At 33.1% G+C, this 15,159-nt stretch carries 12 protein-coding genes; 7 read left to right on the forward strand and 5 right to left on the reverse strand.

Translation table 11 applies throughout. The features are described from left to right. Positions 1–14: 14 nt before the first annotated feature. The 4 genes from ACN4EE_RS13705 to ACN4EE_RS13720 all read left to right on the forward strand — a co-directional run bounded on the left by ACN4EE_RS13705 (position 15) and on the right by ACN4EE_RS13720 (position 3,285). Complete coding sequence (locus tag ACN4EE_RS13705; protein ID WP_431707017.1) at positions 15–452, forward strand: response regulator; 438 nt, start codon at positions 15–17, stop codon at positions 450–452. Positions 453–459: 7 nt separating this feature from the next. After that, positions 460–1,590: an ATP-binding protein gene (locus tag ACN4EE_RS13710; RefSeq protein WP_431707018.1), complete on the forward strand. Its 1,131-nt coding sequence runs from the start codon at positions 460–462 to the stop codon at positions 1,588–1,590. A 95-nt stretch (positions 1,591–1,685) separates the two neighbouring features. After that, positions 1,686–2,699, forward strand: coding sequence for a thiamine phosphate synthase (locus ACN4EE_RS13715; protein ID WP_431707019.1), 1,014 nt, complete (start codon positions 1,686–1,688; stop codon positions 2,697–2,699). Positions 2,700–2,823: 124 nt separating this feature from the next. Further along, complete coding sequence (locus ACN4EE_RS13720) at positions 2,824–3,285, forward strand: DUF29 domain-containing protein (protein ID WP_431707020.1); 462 nt, start codon at positions 2,824–2,826, stop codon at positions 3,283–3,285. On the opposite strand, the gene ACN4EE_RS13725 is transcribed toward ACN4EE_RS13720, so the two are convergent. Continuing rightward, positions 3,282–3,854, reverse strand: a complete 573-nt coding sequence (locus tag ACN4EE_RS13725; RefSeq protein ID WP_431707021.1) for a Uma2 family endonuclease — start codon at positions 3,852–3,854, stop codon at positions 3,282–3,284. The two genes, ACN4EE_RS13720 and ACN4EE_RS13725, sit on opposite strands and share 4 nt — an antisense overlap. 326 nt (positions 3,855–4,180) lie before the next feature. After that, positions 4,181–5,314, reverse strand: coding sequence for a molecular chaperone DnaJ (gene dnaJ, locus ACN4EE_RS13730; RefSeq protein ID WP_431707022.1), 1,134 nt, complete (start codon positions 5,312–5,314; stop codon positions 4,181–4,183). 265 nt (positions 5,315–5,579) lie between these two features. Between dnaJ and ACN4EE_RS13735 the strand changes: the two genes are divergently transcribed. The 3 genes from ACN4EE_RS13735 to ACN4EE_RS13745 all read left to right on the forward strand — a co-directional run bounded on the left by ACN4EE_RS13735 (position 5,580) and on the right by ACN4EE_RS13745 (position 11,363). After that, positions 5,580–9,512, forward strand: a complete 3,933-nt coding sequence (locus ACN4EE_RS13735; protein ID WP_431707023.1) for a tetratricopeptide repeat protein — start codon at positions 5,580–5,582, stop codon at positions 9,510–9,512. A gap of 209 nt (positions 9,513–9,721) precedes the next feature. After that, positions 9,722–10,516, forward strand: a complete 795-nt coding sequence (locus ACN4EE_RS13740; RefSeq protein WP_431707024.1) for a hypothetical protein — start codon at positions 9,722–9,724, stop codon at positions 10,514–10,516. 163 nt (positions 10,517–10,679) lie between these two features. After that, entirely contained in the window at positions 10,680–11,363 is a 684-nt protein-coding gene (locus ACN4EE_RS13745) for a hypothetical protein (RefSeq protein ID WP_431707025.1), read from the forward strand. 26 nt (positions 11,364–11,389) lie between these two features. Here the strand turns inward: ACN4EE_RS13745 and ACN4EE_RS13750 are convergent, their stop codons facing one another. The 3 genes from ACN4EE_RS13750 to ACN4EE_RS13760 all read right to left on the reverse strand — a co-directional run bounded on the left by ACN4EE_RS13750 (position 11,390) and on the right by ACN4EE_RS13760 (position 14,950). Beyond that, positions 11,390–13,081, reverse strand: coding sequence for an NAD+ synthase (locus ACN4EE_RS13750; RefSeq protein WP_431707026.1), 1,692 nt, complete (start codon positions 13,079–13,081; stop codon positions 11,390–11,392). A gap of 291 nt (positions 13,082–13,372) precedes the next feature. Beyond that, the gene (locus ACN4EE_RS13755) at positions 13,373–14,290 is read right to left on the reverse strand and encodes a lysylphosphatidylglycerol synthase domain-containing protein (RefSeq protein WP_431707027.1); all 918 of its coding nucleotides are present in this window, start codon (positions 14,288–14,290) and stop codon (positions 13,373–13,375) included. Positions 14,291–14,296: 6 nt separating this feature from the next. Next, positions 14,297–14,950, reverse strand: coding sequence for a DUF4033 domain-containing protein (locus ACN4EE_RS13760; protein ID WP_431707028.1), 654 nt, complete (start codon positions 14,948–14,950; stop codon positions 14,297–14,299). Positions 14,951–15,159 lie beyond the last annotated feature (209 nt).

Here is a 15,159-nt window from a genome sequence, read left to right on the forward strand (position 1 = left end):
TAATTTAAAAATAGATGTTATTAAAACCCTTAGAAATTTTATTAGTTGAAGATTCTTGTACAGATATAATATTAATGAAAAAAATGCTTCAAAAAGTCAATCATGAAACTCATCTTCATGTTGTCAAAGATGGGATTGAAGCTATGGATTTTTTGTCGAAAAAGGGGGAATTTAATAATAAACCTCGTCCTGATATAATTTTATTAGACTTAAATTTACCAAGAAAAAATGGCAAAGAAGTTTTAAAAGAAATCAAAGAAGATAATGATTTCAAAATAATTCCCGTGATTATTTTAACTACTTCTGATGATGATAAAGATATATTAGAGTGTTATCAATCCCATGCTAGTTGTTATTTGACTAAACCTCTTGACTTACAAGATTTTGATAGATGTATTAATGCTATCAATAATTTTTGGTTTCAGTTTGTTCGTTATCCATTGAATTATTAATTATATCATGGTTAATTCTGCTTTAAACATTTTAAATATTCTTTTAGTTGAGGATAATTTTGCTGATTATATACTGTTAAAAAAACAGTTTCAAAAATTACAAAATATCTCGATCGAAATCACTCACGTCACCACTTGTCGGGAGGCAATTTCCTCTTTAGAAGAAACATTATTCGATGTAATTTTACTAGATTTATCATTACCAGATAGCCATAATTTAGACACCGTAAAAACTGTTTATCATTACAGTCAAGACATACCTATTTTAGTGCTAACAGGTTTAGATGATGAAATAACAGCTATAGCTTCCGTAAGAGAAGGAGCGCAGGATTATTTAGTGAAAGGAGAAATAAACTTAGATAATTTACAACGTTCAATACGCTATGCGATCGAAAGAAAACAAAGATTAAAAGAGATTAATATTTTAAACAAAAAACTCTCCTTATCCAATCAAGAATTAGAAAATTACGCTCATATAGTATCCCATGATTTAAAACAACCATTACAAACAATTTTAGCTAGTAGTCATTTAATTTTACATATAGAAAAAAACTTAGAAGAAAAATCGCAGAAATTACTTAATTTTATTCTGAGTTCGAGTCAGCAAATGAATAAATTAATCGATAGTCTTCTCTCTTATGCCCAAGTAAATCAAAAAAGTATAGAAAAAGAAATAGTGGATGTCGAACTAATTTTCAAGCAAATTTTTGATTCTTTAGATAAGCAAATTCAAGATTCTCAAGCAATGATTGAACTAAAAATAGATGAAAAAAATAAACCATTAAAAGTGTTATATAATGCCATTCATTTAAGTCAAATACTGCAAAATTTAATCAGTAATGCTATTAAGTATATACCGTTCGATCGAACTCCACAAATTAAAATAAATATTGAAAAAAAAGAAGATAATTGGTTATTTATGATCAAAGATAACGGTATCGGTATTAAAGCAGAAAATCATCATAAAATTTTTCAAATGTTAGAAAGAGTGAATACTGAAAAAAAATATTCAGGCACAGGAATTGGTTTAGCAATTTGTCAAAAAATTATTGAAACTAACGGCGGTAAAATCTGGGTAGAATCGTCTGAAAATATCGGCTCAACCTTTTATTTTACCATTCCCATATTTGATAGTTAATAGTTGATAGTGTATAGTTGATAGTAAATAATTGTTAATTGTTAATTGTTAATTGTTAATTGTTAATTGTTAATTCTTCATTCCTCATTCATTTCATGGTTAATCAACAAACAGCAATTTATCGTATTTTAGACGCAAATCTCGATCGAGCTAGAGAAGGTTTAAGAATAATCGAAGAATGGTGTCGTTTTGGCTTAAACGATAAAGACAACGCTTCCAGTTGCAAACAAATGCGTCAGGAATTGGGCAGTTGGCACAAAGACGAATTTCGCACCGCTAGGGATACCCTCAATGATGTCGGTACAGATTTAACCCACCCCCAAGAAGAAGAAAGAGAGAGTTTAAACGACTTATTACAAGCAAATTTATGTCGAGTACAAGAGGCATTAAGAGTACTAGAAGAATACGCCAAATTGCATGATGGAGAATTTGCCTCCGCCATGAAACAAATGCGATACCAAGTTTACACCCTCGAAAGCAATCTATTCGGACAATCTCGCCTTAAATTATTAACACAATGTAACCTTTATTTAGTCACCTCCCCTGTAGATAACTTTTTTACAGTGGTAGAATCTGCCTTGAAAGGAGGTTTAAAATTATTACAATATCGTCACAAAGATCAAGATGATTTAGTTAAACTCAAAGAGGCTTATAAACTACGGCAATTATGTAATAACTATGGGGCTTTATTTATCGTCAACGATCGAATAGACTTAGCAATGGCGGTTAATGCCGATGGAGTGCATTTAGGGCAGACAGATTGCCCAGTAGGTTTAGCCCGTCAACTGCTAGGCTCTGGTAAAATTATTGGTAAATCCACCACTAATCCCCAAGAAATGGCAAAAGCTATCAATGATGGTGCTGATTATATTGGAGTTGGTCCCGTTTACGAAACCCCTACCAAAGCAGGAAAAAAACCCGCAGGATTAGAATATGTACGTTATGCGCAAAATAATGCCCCTATCCCATGGTTTGCCATTGGTGGTATCGATGGTAATAATATCAGGGATGTGATCAAAGCTGGAGCGAAAAGAGTAGCAGTTGTCAGGGAAATTATGAATGCGGAAAACCCAACAGAAACTACGAAAAATCTACTTAAAAACTTTTAATTGATTACTAAGGGTTGAATACTATTCAACCCCTACACGAGCTTTTCTTTTCCCTCATGCTCAATGTCTAATAATCATCAAAGTTGTTACACTAAAATCAAATAGTTAATTAGGAGAATAATTAATGATAGCTCAATTAAAAACTGAAACAAAAAGTTTATATGATATTGACTATAATCTTTGGGTATTAGACACAGTAAACAAGTTAGAAAATAAAGAGTTTAATGATTTAGATTTAGACAATTTAATTGAGGAGGTTTCAGCTTTGAGTCGTAGGGATAAAAAGAAACTTAAAAGTCTATTAAGAAATTTATTAGAACATTTACTCAAAATCAAATATTGGGAATCAGAAATCGAAAGAAATCAATCTCATTGGCGGGGTGAAATAATGAATTTTCGGCAATTAATTCGAGATGAATTACAAGACAGTCCTAGTTTAAAACGTTATCTATCAGAAATCTATGAAGAATGTTATCAAGATGCACGAGAAATTGCTTCAATTCGATCGCAACTCCCTTTAGAGACTTTTCCCAAAAATTCGATCGAACCCTTAGAACAAATTTTAGATGAAAACTGGTTGCCTTAACCGTTAATATCCATTTCTAACTCAAAATTAGGTAACACATCTTCTCCTGATAAAACACAAGGTATTTTTAACACTTCCACAGGTTTTTCAGCACGATATATTTCGACTTCCCCATCTTGGGGATTGATTAACCACCCTAGCCTCAAGCCACTATTCAAATATTCTTTCATCTTTTCTTGTAACGGTTTAAGTCTATCACTTTCTGATCTTAATTCGATGACAAAATCAGGGCAAACAGGAGGAAATTTCTTTTTTTCTTCTAAGGTTAAACTGTCCCATTTTTCCTGTGATACCCAAGCAACATCTGGAGATCGATCGCCCCCTTCAGGTAATTTAAAGATAGTTGATGAACTAAAAACCTGTCCTAATTTATATTGAAGATTCCATATCCCTAACTTAATCGTTAAATTAGCTTCTCGATTTCCACTTTCTCCGCCGACAGGTGGCATAATAATTAAATCTCCTTGAGGACTTTTTTCCATCGGTATATCAGGGTTAGTCAGACATAATTGATAAAATGCTTCACTGGTTAGCTTTATCAAAGGTTCAACATTAATAACTGTAGCCATAATCGTTTTTTAACTTTTATTCACTTATTATAATAGGTTAGTTATATGAATCAAAATTTTACAATTAAACAATTTAGGCTCTTCTACTTTAAGTATGATAAATTAAGCTAGGATGCATCTCAGTTTATTGATTAAGAGAGGGAAAAGGGAAGCGGAAATAGGGAATAGGTAAGAGTTGTAGTTATTTTCAAGAATTAATAAAAAATGCAAGTTAAATGCGTTTGAGCTTACTCGAAAAGGGTGTTAGGTACTAGGTATTAGGTGAAATGCAAATATAAAAATCTTTCCTCTTCCTTGCCTTCATCAAAAAAACTATGGCACAACGCCTACTTATGAAAGATACTCTCGAAAAAGCCCTCAAAACCTTTCTTAGAAGTATGCTCACCCTTAATTTGAGCCAATTTTTCTAACAATTCCCGTTCTTCAGAATTAATCTTAGTGGGAATGTCCACTTTAATCGTTAACAAATGATTCCCCCGACTGACAGAATTACCTAACTTCGGCACTCCCTTATCTTCTAAAGTCATCACTGTATTAGGTTGTAAACCAGCAGGAATGGTAATTTCATGCTCACCGTCAATGGTAGGTACTTTTAAACGACAACCGAGAATCGCTTGTAAATAACTAATGGTCATTTCTGAAAGAATATTTATACCGTCTCGTTTAAAGTGAGTATCGTTTTCTACGGCTAAATATACATATAAATCTCCCGAAGGACCGCCACGACTACCGGCATCCCCTTCTCCTGTGACTCTTAAACGAGTGCCGTTGTCAACTCCTGCGGGAATAGTGATTTTCAGTTTTTTGTTAACCTGTTTTCTACCTTGTCCTCCACAGGAATCACATTTTTCTTCGATGATTTGCCCTTCTCCGTTACAAGTGGGGCAGGTGGAAACTTGAGCAAAGCTACCAAAAGGAGTTCTTGTCGCTCGTTTAACTTGTCCTGTACCGCCACAAGTGCCACAGGTTTTAGGAGAACTACCAGCTTTCGCACCACTACCGTTACAGGTTTGACAGGTTTCTAAGTGAGGGATTTTGATCTCTTTTTCTCCGCCAAAAATTGCCTCTCGGAATTTTAACCGAAGATCCAACCGTAAATCATCCCCCCTAGTAGGACCACGACGACGAGTAGCAGTACCAGCACCACCGCCTCCGAATCCCCCTCCAAAAAAAGTTTCAAAAATATCGGCAAATCCCCCCATATCATTGGGATCGAAGCCTACTCCTCCAGAACTTGCTCCCCCTACTCCCGCTTCTCCAAATCGATCGTAACGGGCTTTCGTTTCTGGTTCGGATAATACTTCATAAGCTCGATTGATTTCTTTAAAACGTTCTTCCGCTCCCGGATCTTTGTTAACATCGGGATGATACTTCCGTGCCATTTTACGATAAGCTGATTTTATTTCGTCTTTTGTTGCACTGCGGGAAACGCCTAGAATTTCGTAGTAATCGCCTGACATATTATTTGATAATTATTACTTTGATTGGTCTGCTCTATATACACTATCATTAATCATTCTAATATGAAATCTTAACATTTTTTAAAAAATAAATAATAAGTTTAGCTAGAAAGTATCTAAATCTTCTGATACATAGTCCACCTGTTCTCTTCTTCCCTCTTCTCATCATCGATTTTCAAGATTAAGATGCGTAAGTCCCGACTTATTGATTTATACTATTAGGTATGAGTTAGGCTCGATCGAACATATATAGGTGTATTAAATTATGACCTCCACAGACATTCTGATTTCCGTTTCTTTTAACCTTTGGTCAAAACTGAATACTTTGCCATTACAAACACGGACTAATTTTCTCAATAATTTTTCTCAGATATTCACTAAATCTGACATGGCGAATCAAGTATCTTTAATGTTAGAAGAAGATACCGAAATTGTTAGTAGCATTCCCTATAATAATTCATTAGAAACTTTAGTTTTTGTTAAAAAAAATCAGAACCATAATATATTTAAAATTATCGCTTTTGTTGAAAAAGATAGTCAATTAAATAACTTACTCACGATTAAAAATAGTATAGATATTCCCACTAAAACACTAGATGTCGATCGAACTCATAACAACCAAAAAGAAGAAAATATTAATAATTTAGCCAATGAAAATTATCTGTTTAATGCCGAAGATTTTACCCTGCTCGATCGAGATTTTTATTTCTATATTTCGCAACAAGAAGAATCCACAGAAGTTTATTTAGTTTCTCAAGAACAATATAAAATTTTAACTCAAAATCCTAGTTTTCCCGTATTAATCACAGGACATAAATCCACAGGAAAAAGTATTTTAGCTCTATATTCAGCTTTAAATCAAGCCCATATATTGAGTAAAAAAGGAGAGGAAAAAATACTGTTTTTAACAGAAAATAAGTTCGCAGTAAAAGAGGCTAAAAAATTCCTGAATCAACATAATTTTCACGAATCTATTAATACTTATCATTATCTTTCTTTAACCAAAAGTCTGATTGACAAATATCCTTTAATTTTCACCCAAAAATTTCTTTCCCAAAGACAAATTACTCTATATAAATTTACTGAGCAGTTTTTTAAACAACAAACAATTTATAATATTCAAGTTGATGATTTATGGTTAGAAATTAGACAACTGATTAAAAGTTCTAGCAAATTATTACAAAGTGGTAAAAGTTTAATTTCCTTAGAAGAATATTTAGCTTTAAAAAATCAAAGCGTTTTCCCCGCTAATACAGATTTTAAATATATTTATGGTTTAGCTACTAAATATCAAGATTGGTTAGAGTCTCAAAATTATTGGGATGAATTAGATTTAACTAGATATTTGTTAATGAAATTTCCTGACAATTATCAAGGAGAATACGAAGCGATTTATGTGGATGGAGTTAACACCTTAACAGAGTTACAATTACAATTTATTCTCAAATTATTAAAAGTTAATGATGATAAAAATTATTATCCTCAAATATTTTTTGTGAGCGATAATGAGATTAATTTAATTAACAAAAATTTGATTTGGAATCGCATTAAAAAAATCTTAGTAGAATCCTATCGTAAATTATCTAGTTGGAAACAAATTAGAGAATTAATCGAACCCCGGGAGTTAACTCATAACTTTACTTATTGTAATAATATTGCTGAATTAGGAGTAAAAGTTGCTAGTTTATCGGGTAAAAATATTCATCATTTTTCTTGGTTAAAAGGAGATTGTAAACCTTTAATTGTTTCTGACATTAACCCAGAATTTTTGATGGATAAAAATAATTTTAGTATTGATGGTTCGATCGTAGTTTTTGATGAAAAAGAAAAAAGTCAATTAAGTAATCTTTTTCCTAATGATAGTCAAAGAATTATTCTATTTACAGAAATTGAAAATTTGGAATTTAAACAGGTTTTAGTGTGGAAAATGTTTACTAAAATCGCAGAATATAATCAGGGAATAGACGATCGAACCTTAAATAATATTAAATATAATCAGATATATACTTGTGCAAATATTACCCAGAAAAAGCTATATTTTTATGATGAATTTATTGATGAGGTATGGAATGATTCTAATATTAATCACTTAATAGATATTGGTTATGAAACAGAATTAGAGGCATTTTTTGAAAATGAATATTCAGAAAAAGAAATGGGAATAATTACCCAAAAATATTTAGAAAAAAGTACCGATAAAGCCTATCAAATAGTTAGTCAAATTTATCAAAAATATAACGATATAGAAGGAGCGGCTAAAGTAGAAGCATTATTAGAAGAAGAGCAAGGAAACTGGGGTAAAGCTGGGGATATTTGGAGTAAATTAGGGATTTTTGACGAAGCAATTAACTGTTGGAATGAAGTTGACAAAAAACTTTGGTTAGCAAAATGGGGAGTATTAAGCCCCGAAGAATGGCAAAAAAGAGGACTTTATTTTGAGCAAGAAAATGACTATAAATTAGCTCAATTTTGTTATGAAAAAGCTAATGATTTTGACGGTAAATTGCGCTGTTTAGAAAAAGAACATAATTGGGAATTAGCAGGAGATGAATGTCAAGCTAAAAATCTCACTACCCAAGCTAATAAATACTATGAATTAGCTGATAAATATTATCGAGAACATGATCAAGCTACGTCAGCTATTAAGATGTGGACAAAGTTGAATAAATGGGATCGAGTAGCTATCATTTGGGAAGAAACGCAACAGTGGGAAAAAGCGGGTAATTGTTGGCAAAAGGGCGGTAATGTCCAAAAAGCGGCTTACTGTTGGCAAAAAGCGGAAAAATGGACTGCCGCTCAAAAATGTTGGGAAGAATTAGGAAATTGGGAAGAATTAGCATTATCCTATGAACAAGAAGAAAATTGGGAATTAGCGGCGAAAACATGGCTCAAAATTACGGAAACGGAAAAAGCTGCCTTCTGTTATCAAAAAGCAAGTCAATGGCGTAAAGCCGAAAATTTGTGGAAGGAATTAGGTTATTGGGGTTTTGTTGCGATTTGTTTACAGCAACAAGACAAGTGGGCGGAAGCCGCTCAAGCATGGAGTAAAACCAATCCCCATGAGTTAGAAGCCTTGTGTCATGAGCAGTGCGAGGCATGGGAAAAAGCCGAAAAATGTTGGTTAGCGGCGAAAAATTGGACAAGGATTATTCTAGCTTGTGAAAAACAAGAAAAATGGCAAGAAGCCGCCGAAAGCTGGGAAAATCTAGGGGAATGGCAAAAAGCTGGTATCGCATGGGAAAAAGTTAAGGAAATGGAAAAAGCTGGTTTGTGCTATGAAGAAGGACAATATTGGCAATTAGCAGAAAAATGTTGGCGTGAATTGCAAAGGAGCGATCGAACCGCTAAGATGTTAGAAAAACAGGAAAAATGGCTAGAATCGGCTCAAATCTGGGAAAAACTAGGAGAGTGGGAAAAGGCAGGGCATTGTTGGCAAAACTTAGGAGAAATAGAAAAAGCCGCACTTTGCTACGAAGAAGGTAAACATTGGCGATTCGCCGAAGACTGTTGGACAAAATTGGAAAACTGGGATAAAGTAGAAAACGCTTGTAAACAACAAGGAACATGGCAAAAAGCCGCCTACGATTGGTTGAAGACGAATCAGATAGAAAAAGCCGCCCTTTGCTACGAAAACTGTCAAGATTGGGAGAGAGCGGCTAAATATTGGCAACAATCCCATAATTGGGAAAAATATGGTCATGCTTGTGAGCAATTACAAGAGTGGGAAAAAGCCGCATCGGCTTATTTACAGGCAAATAAAGGAGAAAAAGCCGCTCAGTGTTATGAGAAAGTCAAAGAGTGGGAAAAAGCCGAAGAATGTTGGCGTAAAGTCTGGAAATGGGAAAAAGTCGCCCTCATCTGTGAATATCAACAAAAATGGGCTGAAGCTGGTAAAGCGTGGTTATTAGTCAATGAAATTGAACGAGCAGGAGCGTGTTACGAAAAAGCTCAAGAGTGGGAAAAAGCCGAAGAATGTTGGCGAAAAGTCTCTAACTGGGAAAAATTAGCTACTGTGTGCGAATACCAAGAAAAATGGGAAGAAACCGCTCAATTATGGCAATTTTTAGAAAAATGGGATAAAGCGGCGATGGCTTGTATCAAAATGGATGACTTAGAAACCGCAATTAAATACTACGAAAAAGGAGGGTATCACGAAGAAGCTCAAAAATATCGTCAACAATTTGTTGATAATAATTAGAGTCTGCTGAAAAAATATTTTGGTTAAGGTAGGGGAAAAGGGAAAAGGGAATAGTTTTGATTCTTTGAATCAGAGTATGCCTTTGTGATTATTAATTTGTGTATCAGCATATTGACTAAATATTCTGCTTTTTGTTCTTTTGCTTCTTGTAATCCTATTAATAATAGCTATAATATTCCTAATTTAAAATTTATCAATTCTCAAAATAGATGATATTATCCAATTTAAAATCAAAGTCCTCATCGATCGTACTTAGTGCCACATTATTGTTGTCACCTTTAACAGTAATAATGCCCAATCTTAATCATCCAGTATTAGCCCAAAGTAATCAAATCAACTTACTCAATCAGGGTAAAGGTACATGGAGTTTAGGACGGACAAAACCCATGAATATTACATCAGCTTCTGTTACTATTGGAACAGATAATAAAGCCCAAATTACCTTATTTTTAAGTGATCATCGCACCGTGCGCCTAGACGGAGATTTTTCTCGACAAAGTGCTACTCAAGGCAGAATTAACCTCACTAATTCAGGTATGGCAGATGCCCAAGGCTCATTATTACTTGAGTATAAAAGAGATAATACGATCAGTTTGTTAAATGGTCAAGGTACTTTAGACGGGCAAAATTTTCGCACTATTTTCCGTGGCAATCAAACCTCCTCTAAACCCGAAAACACACCAAATCTCAATATTCAACAATCAGGAGAAGGATTATTTACCCTTCAATCTCGTCCCAATCAAAATATTACTTCCGTATTTGTTAGTGTGGACAGTCAACAAAAAGCCAGAGTATCTTTAATTTTCCAAAATGGTAATAGCTTCAACTTTGAAGGAAGACAAACCCAAAAAGATGCCTATAGTATCAGGATACAAGTCGATCGATCGGGCATGGCTGATGCCACAGGATTCTTTACTGTTGAGTTGGGTGCTGGTAACTCTATCAATAATTTAATCGGACAAGGCACACTAGACGGACAAAATTTCCTCGCCAATTTCCGATAAATTAAGATTTTAAAGCACTTTCTCCCCCATCTCCCCCCTCTTCCCTCTTTCTCTAATTTTTTGAATCTTATATTAAGAAGATGTTATAGAATAGTATTAACTTTTGTTAAAAAGATTAAAATTTATATCATAATTTCACTTTATAATTTTTCATATATAATTAATGAGTTTTTTTAAGCCTCAGCAACCAATTTTACAAAAAAAGCAATTATCCTTTAATCCACAACCGTTAACCTCTTTGGGGTGTCTCAAAGTCACCCCCCTTCAGTATCTTAATTTGTCTGGTATTTACACTTGTATTGATCAAGCCATGATTTGTTGGGGAATTGTGGCAGGAATTATTTTTATGGGGGGGCAATTTTTGCCTATTAATTGGTCAGATCAAGCCATTTTTTGGTCTATCATTACCCTTATTGCCGTTATTGCCATGATTTATTTAACCCATTCTTGGACAACTCAAGAAAATCTCTCTTGGTTACTCTATGGATGGGTAACATTAATGATTATCGGCATTATTATTACTGACTGTGCCATTTTTTATCATTGGAGTATCCTTGCTCATTTATGCCATCTATGGTTGATTTTAAGTGCCATCGGTTATGGCTTCACCGCTTGGGGACTTCGATCGAGAGCCTTTGTGATTGCAACCGTTATCCATAGTGTCAGTATCTTTTTTCTACCCTTATTTGGAGGTTGGCAATTTGCCACGACAGGATTAATTATGATGAGTAATCTCTTGATATTTGCAGAGGGGCAATGGGATATGCTTTTACCAAGAGAATCAAGGGAATACCAACCCAAAATTATTAAATCTCATAAAATAGGTTTTTTAATTGCTAATCATTAAAGAAAATTGTCGGGAAAAAGATCAGATTAATTAAGGGAATATAATTTATAAGCAATAGGCATTTTCCAACCTGTACCAAATGCTCGATCGGTTATTTTAAGTACAGGAGGAGCTTGTTTTCGTTTAAACTCGGCACGGGTAACTAATTTTATAACTTTTTTAATTGTCTCTAAATTATGCCCGGCTTTTTCAATATCATTCATGGATTGATGTTGATTAATATAACGTTCTAAAATGTCGTCTAAAATATCATAAGGTGGTAAAGAATCCTCGTCTTTTTGATTTGGTTTTAACTCAGCACTAGGAGGTTTTATTAAAATATTATGAGGAATTATTTCCCCATTTCTATTAATCCATTTACAGATATTAAATACCTTCGTTTTCGGTACATCACCAATGACTGCTAAACCTCCATTCATATCTCCATAAAGGGTACAATATCCTACTGCCATTTCTGATTTATTCCCCGTTGATAATAATAAATAACCAAATTTATTGGCGATCGCCATCAATAAAGTTCCCCTAATTCTCGACTGTAAATTTTCTTCTGCAACCCCAAATTCTGTATCTTTAAACAGAGAATTTAACATTAAATCAAAGCTATTCATTCCTTCTTGAATGGCTATTTTTTCACTATTTATCCCTAAGTTTTTAACTAAATTTTCAGCATCAATTACAGAATGATCTGAACTGTAAGGGGAGGGCATTAAAACACCTAAAACATTCTCTTTTCCTAGGGCAGATACAGCAATAGTTGCCACTAAAGCCGAGTCAATACCGCCACTTAATCCTAAAATTGCCTTAGAAAAACCGCATTTTCGAGCATAATCTTTAACACCTAATACTAAAGTTTGATAAATTTCTTCTTCTTCACAATCAATTAAATCTTGAAGATAATTTGACACTAAATCTAAACTATTTTTATCCAATTCTAAACAAATTAAATCTTCTTGATAAGGGTGACATCTCGCAATAGTTTCTCCTTGTTTATTGACAGCACAACTAAAACCATCAAAAATTAAATCATCATTACCCCCTACTTGATTAACATAAATAATCGGAGTTTGATATTTTTTGCCAATATGCTTTAATAATCCTTCTCTCAATTTTTGTTTCCCGACAATATAAGGAGATGCTGATAAATTTATAATCAAATCAACCCCTTCATTAACTAAGTCTTGAATGGGATTTATGGCATAAGTTTTTTTACCCCAAAATTGCTCATCATTCCATAAATCTTCACAAATTGTTAACCCGATTTTTACACCATCTAAAGTAAAAAAATTAACCTCATTTCCTGCGCTAAAATATCTATCTTCTTCAAATACATCGTAGGTAGGTAAAAGTCTTTTATGATAGATTTGGTGAATTTTACCATTATTAATTAAAGCAACGCTATTATAAAGGGGTTTTGTACCCTGTTCATGGGCAAAGGCGTTAAAACTAGCAAATCCTACTAATACGCTAATTTCGCTGGGAATTTCTTGGGCTAATTGCTGTAATTGAGCCTCCATAGCATCGATAAAACTTTTGTGTAAAAGTAAATCCCTAGGGGGATAACCACAAAGAGATAATTCAGGCGTTAAAAGTAATTTCGCACCTTGTTTAACTGCTAATTCGGCTTTTTCTTTAATTTTCTTAGCATTACTGCTAATATCTCCGATTATCGGGTTTAATTGTGCGATCGAACAGTGCCAATTTGTAGTCGAAATTTTCATAGTTTTTTTTAGTAATTTTGTTTTATTAAGGAATGAAAATTCAATAATTTAATTAAGTCTTATTGTCATTGCAAGATTACAAAACAATCTGAAGCAATCTCTTAAAATAAACTTTTCTATTTTATTAAATCCTCATTCCTAAGCCAGGTTTTTTCAAAGTCGAGGTAAAATTGTATTTTATTAGTTCAATTTATAATGACAAAAAACTAATTTCTAAGACGGAAGAGGGAAAAAGAATAGATTTAATAATATTTAGATCAAACTTTTTATATTGTACTATAAGTCTTAAATTTAAAGACATTTCACCAACAAATATTTATTCGCAAAAACTGCAAATCCTGCGGTAATTAACTCAGTAAAAATACTGCTAATTCTAAACAATGCTATCACCACTAAAACTATTTGAGAAGGAAAGATAGCAGAATCAAAACTAGCAAGAATTGTCGCTTCAAAAATGCCGATGCCTCCAGGGGCACCGGGTACAATTAAACCTAGTAACCAAGCAAAACTAAATGTACTTAATACTTGAGGAATTAAGGTTAATTTGATAGGCATAAAGGCTATTAAAACAGATAAAAAAGCTAATCCTCTTAGCAGTAAAAAAAGACTTTCTCCGAATAAGGGTAACAGAGGATATTTAGTTAACTTTGCACTTTCATTACTACCTTTACTTTTTGCTAACTTGCTTAAGATAGGATTCATTATTTTCGGATGAATACCGATTAAGATAGCAATAATTAAACTATAAATTAATAAAAATAAAGGAGTAAAACTAAGATTTATAATCCCAAAACTGGCACTAATTAGGGTAATTAATAATGCTGATACTGCCATTAATAATGGTTCTATAATAACACTTACCGTTGCGATCGATAGACTATCACCTTCAGCTTGAATGGCTTTTACCCTGCTGAAAAAATGCCAAACATTACCCGGTAAATACTTGCTAATATTGGTAATTAAATAAATATTAATCGCTTTTAAACCTCGCAATTTTGTCTGAAAAATATGTAAAATCCATGTCCACACCCAAGCAGAAAAAGTATGTGCTATTATATTTAAAATTAGGCTAACAATAAACATTAACAAGGTAAAAAAAGTAAATTGAATATCTTTTATTTCCTGCCAATGTTGTCGAAATGTAGAGATAATAAAAAAGAAAGTTAAGCCTAGTATAAAAAAACGCAAAATTTTTTTAATTAACTTCATTTTACCCTAGTCATAAATTTTAGGACAAGGTTTAGAAAAAGTACTAGCAGTGGGGCAGTGATTTTGCAAACAGGGTTGTTTACTCGCTTCTTCTGTATCTAAATCGGGGGGGTATTGTCCAAACACCATTTCACAGCTAAAATCTTCAAAGTTGGGAGTCATAGTTAAAGGAATACCAAAGGATTCGGTAAAAAATTTTTGGGTAGGTAATTTACACATATTGATACACATTCCTACGCAACCACTGTCTTCTAAATAGCGACACTTTTCGATTTTGACACCGCTTTTTTGTTTCCGAATTTGATTATTTTTGGTAGTTATTTCTACTTCTTGAATTGTCGATTTTCCGACTAACCATTGAAACAAAATGGTAGAAAACCAAGCGTTAGATTCACATACCCATTTATTGGGAGTAACAAGGGTACGAATTAAGAATAAAACGGGAGAGGGTACTAAAGATTTTAGCACGATCGAGACTAATTCTTGTTGTTGTTGGGCGTTGCGCCCTTTCATTATTTCTTGAGATAAATCGACAAAACCTTGATAACCTTTTAAGTAGTGTTTTTTTCCTACCGCTTGCGCCATTTTTCGAGAAAATAAGGCAATAAAAATTCGATCGAATAGATTATCATTATATACAGTTTTTTCTATGGTTTTCATAAAATTAAATAGATAATGGTAAATGGAAAGCTGAAAACTAAATAGAATAACAAATTTTAACAGAGATTGCTTCGTTACCTCGCAATGACATTTTGGAAAGATTACTTATTACTTATTACTTATTACTTATTACTTATTACTTATTACTTATTACTTATTACTTATTACTTATTACTTATTACTTATTACTTATTACTTATTACTTATTA

The sequence above is a fragment of the Geminocystis sp. CENA526 genome, assembly GCF_050753365.1.
Taxonomy (GTDB): domain Bacteria; phylum Cyanobacteriota; class Cyanobacteriia; order Cyanobacteriales; family Cyanobacteriaceae; genus Geminocystis.

What these genes read in the sequence shown, in the direction of transcription:
- ACN4EE_RS13750 (WP_431707026.1), bottom strand. Translation starts at nt 13,081, where the DNA reads ATGAAAATTTCGACTACAAATTGGCACTGTTCGATCGCACAATTAAAC.
- ACN4EE_RS13740 (WP_431707024.1), top strand. Translation starts at nt 9,722, where the DNA reads ATGATATTATCCAATTTAAAATCAAAGTCCTCATCGATCGTACTTAGT.
- dnaJ (WP_431707022.1), bottom strand. Translation starts at nt 5,314, where the DNA reads ATGTCAGGCGATTACTACGAAATTCTAGGCGTTTCCCGCAGTGCAACA.
- ACN4EE_RS13760 (WP_431707028.1), bottom strand. Translation starts at nt 14,950, where the DNA reads ATGAAAACCATAGAAAAAACTGTATATAATGATAATCTATTCGATCGA.
- ACN4EE_RS13710 (WP_431707018.1), top strand. Translation starts at nt 460, where the DNA reads ATGGTTAATTCTGCTTTAAACATTTTAAATATTCTTTTAGTTGAGGAT.
- ACN4EE_RS13745 (WP_431707025.1), top strand. Translation starts at nt 10,680, where the DNA reads ATGAGTTTTTTTAAGCCTCAGCAACCAATTTTACAAAAAAAGCAATTA.
- ACN4EE_RS13720 (WP_431707020.1), top strand. Translation starts at nt 2,824, where the DNA reads ATGATAGCTCAATTAAAAACTGAAACAAAAAGTTTATATGATATTGAC.
- ACN4EE_RS13725 (WP_431707021.1), bottom strand. Translation starts at nt 3,854, where the DNA reads ATGGCTACAGTTATTAATGTTGAACCTTTGATAAAGCTAACCAGTGAA.
- ACN4EE_RS13705 (WP_431707017.1), top strand. Translation starts at nt 15, where the DNA reads ATGTTATTAAAACCCTTAGAAATTTTATTAGTTGAAGATTCTTGTACA.
- ACN4EE_RS13755 (WP_431707027.1), bottom strand. Translation starts at nt 14,290, where the DNA reads ATGAAGTTAATTAAAAAAATTTTGCGTTTTTTTATACTAGGCTTAACT.
- ACN4EE_RS13715 (WP_431707019.1), top strand. Translation starts at nt 1,686, where the DNA reads ATGGTTAATCAACAAACAGCAATTTATCGTATTTTAGACGCAAATCTC.
- ACN4EE_RS13735 (WP_431707023.1), top strand. Translation starts at nt 5,580, where the DNA reads ATGACCTCCACAGACATTCTGATTTCCGTTTCTTTTAACCTTTGGTCA.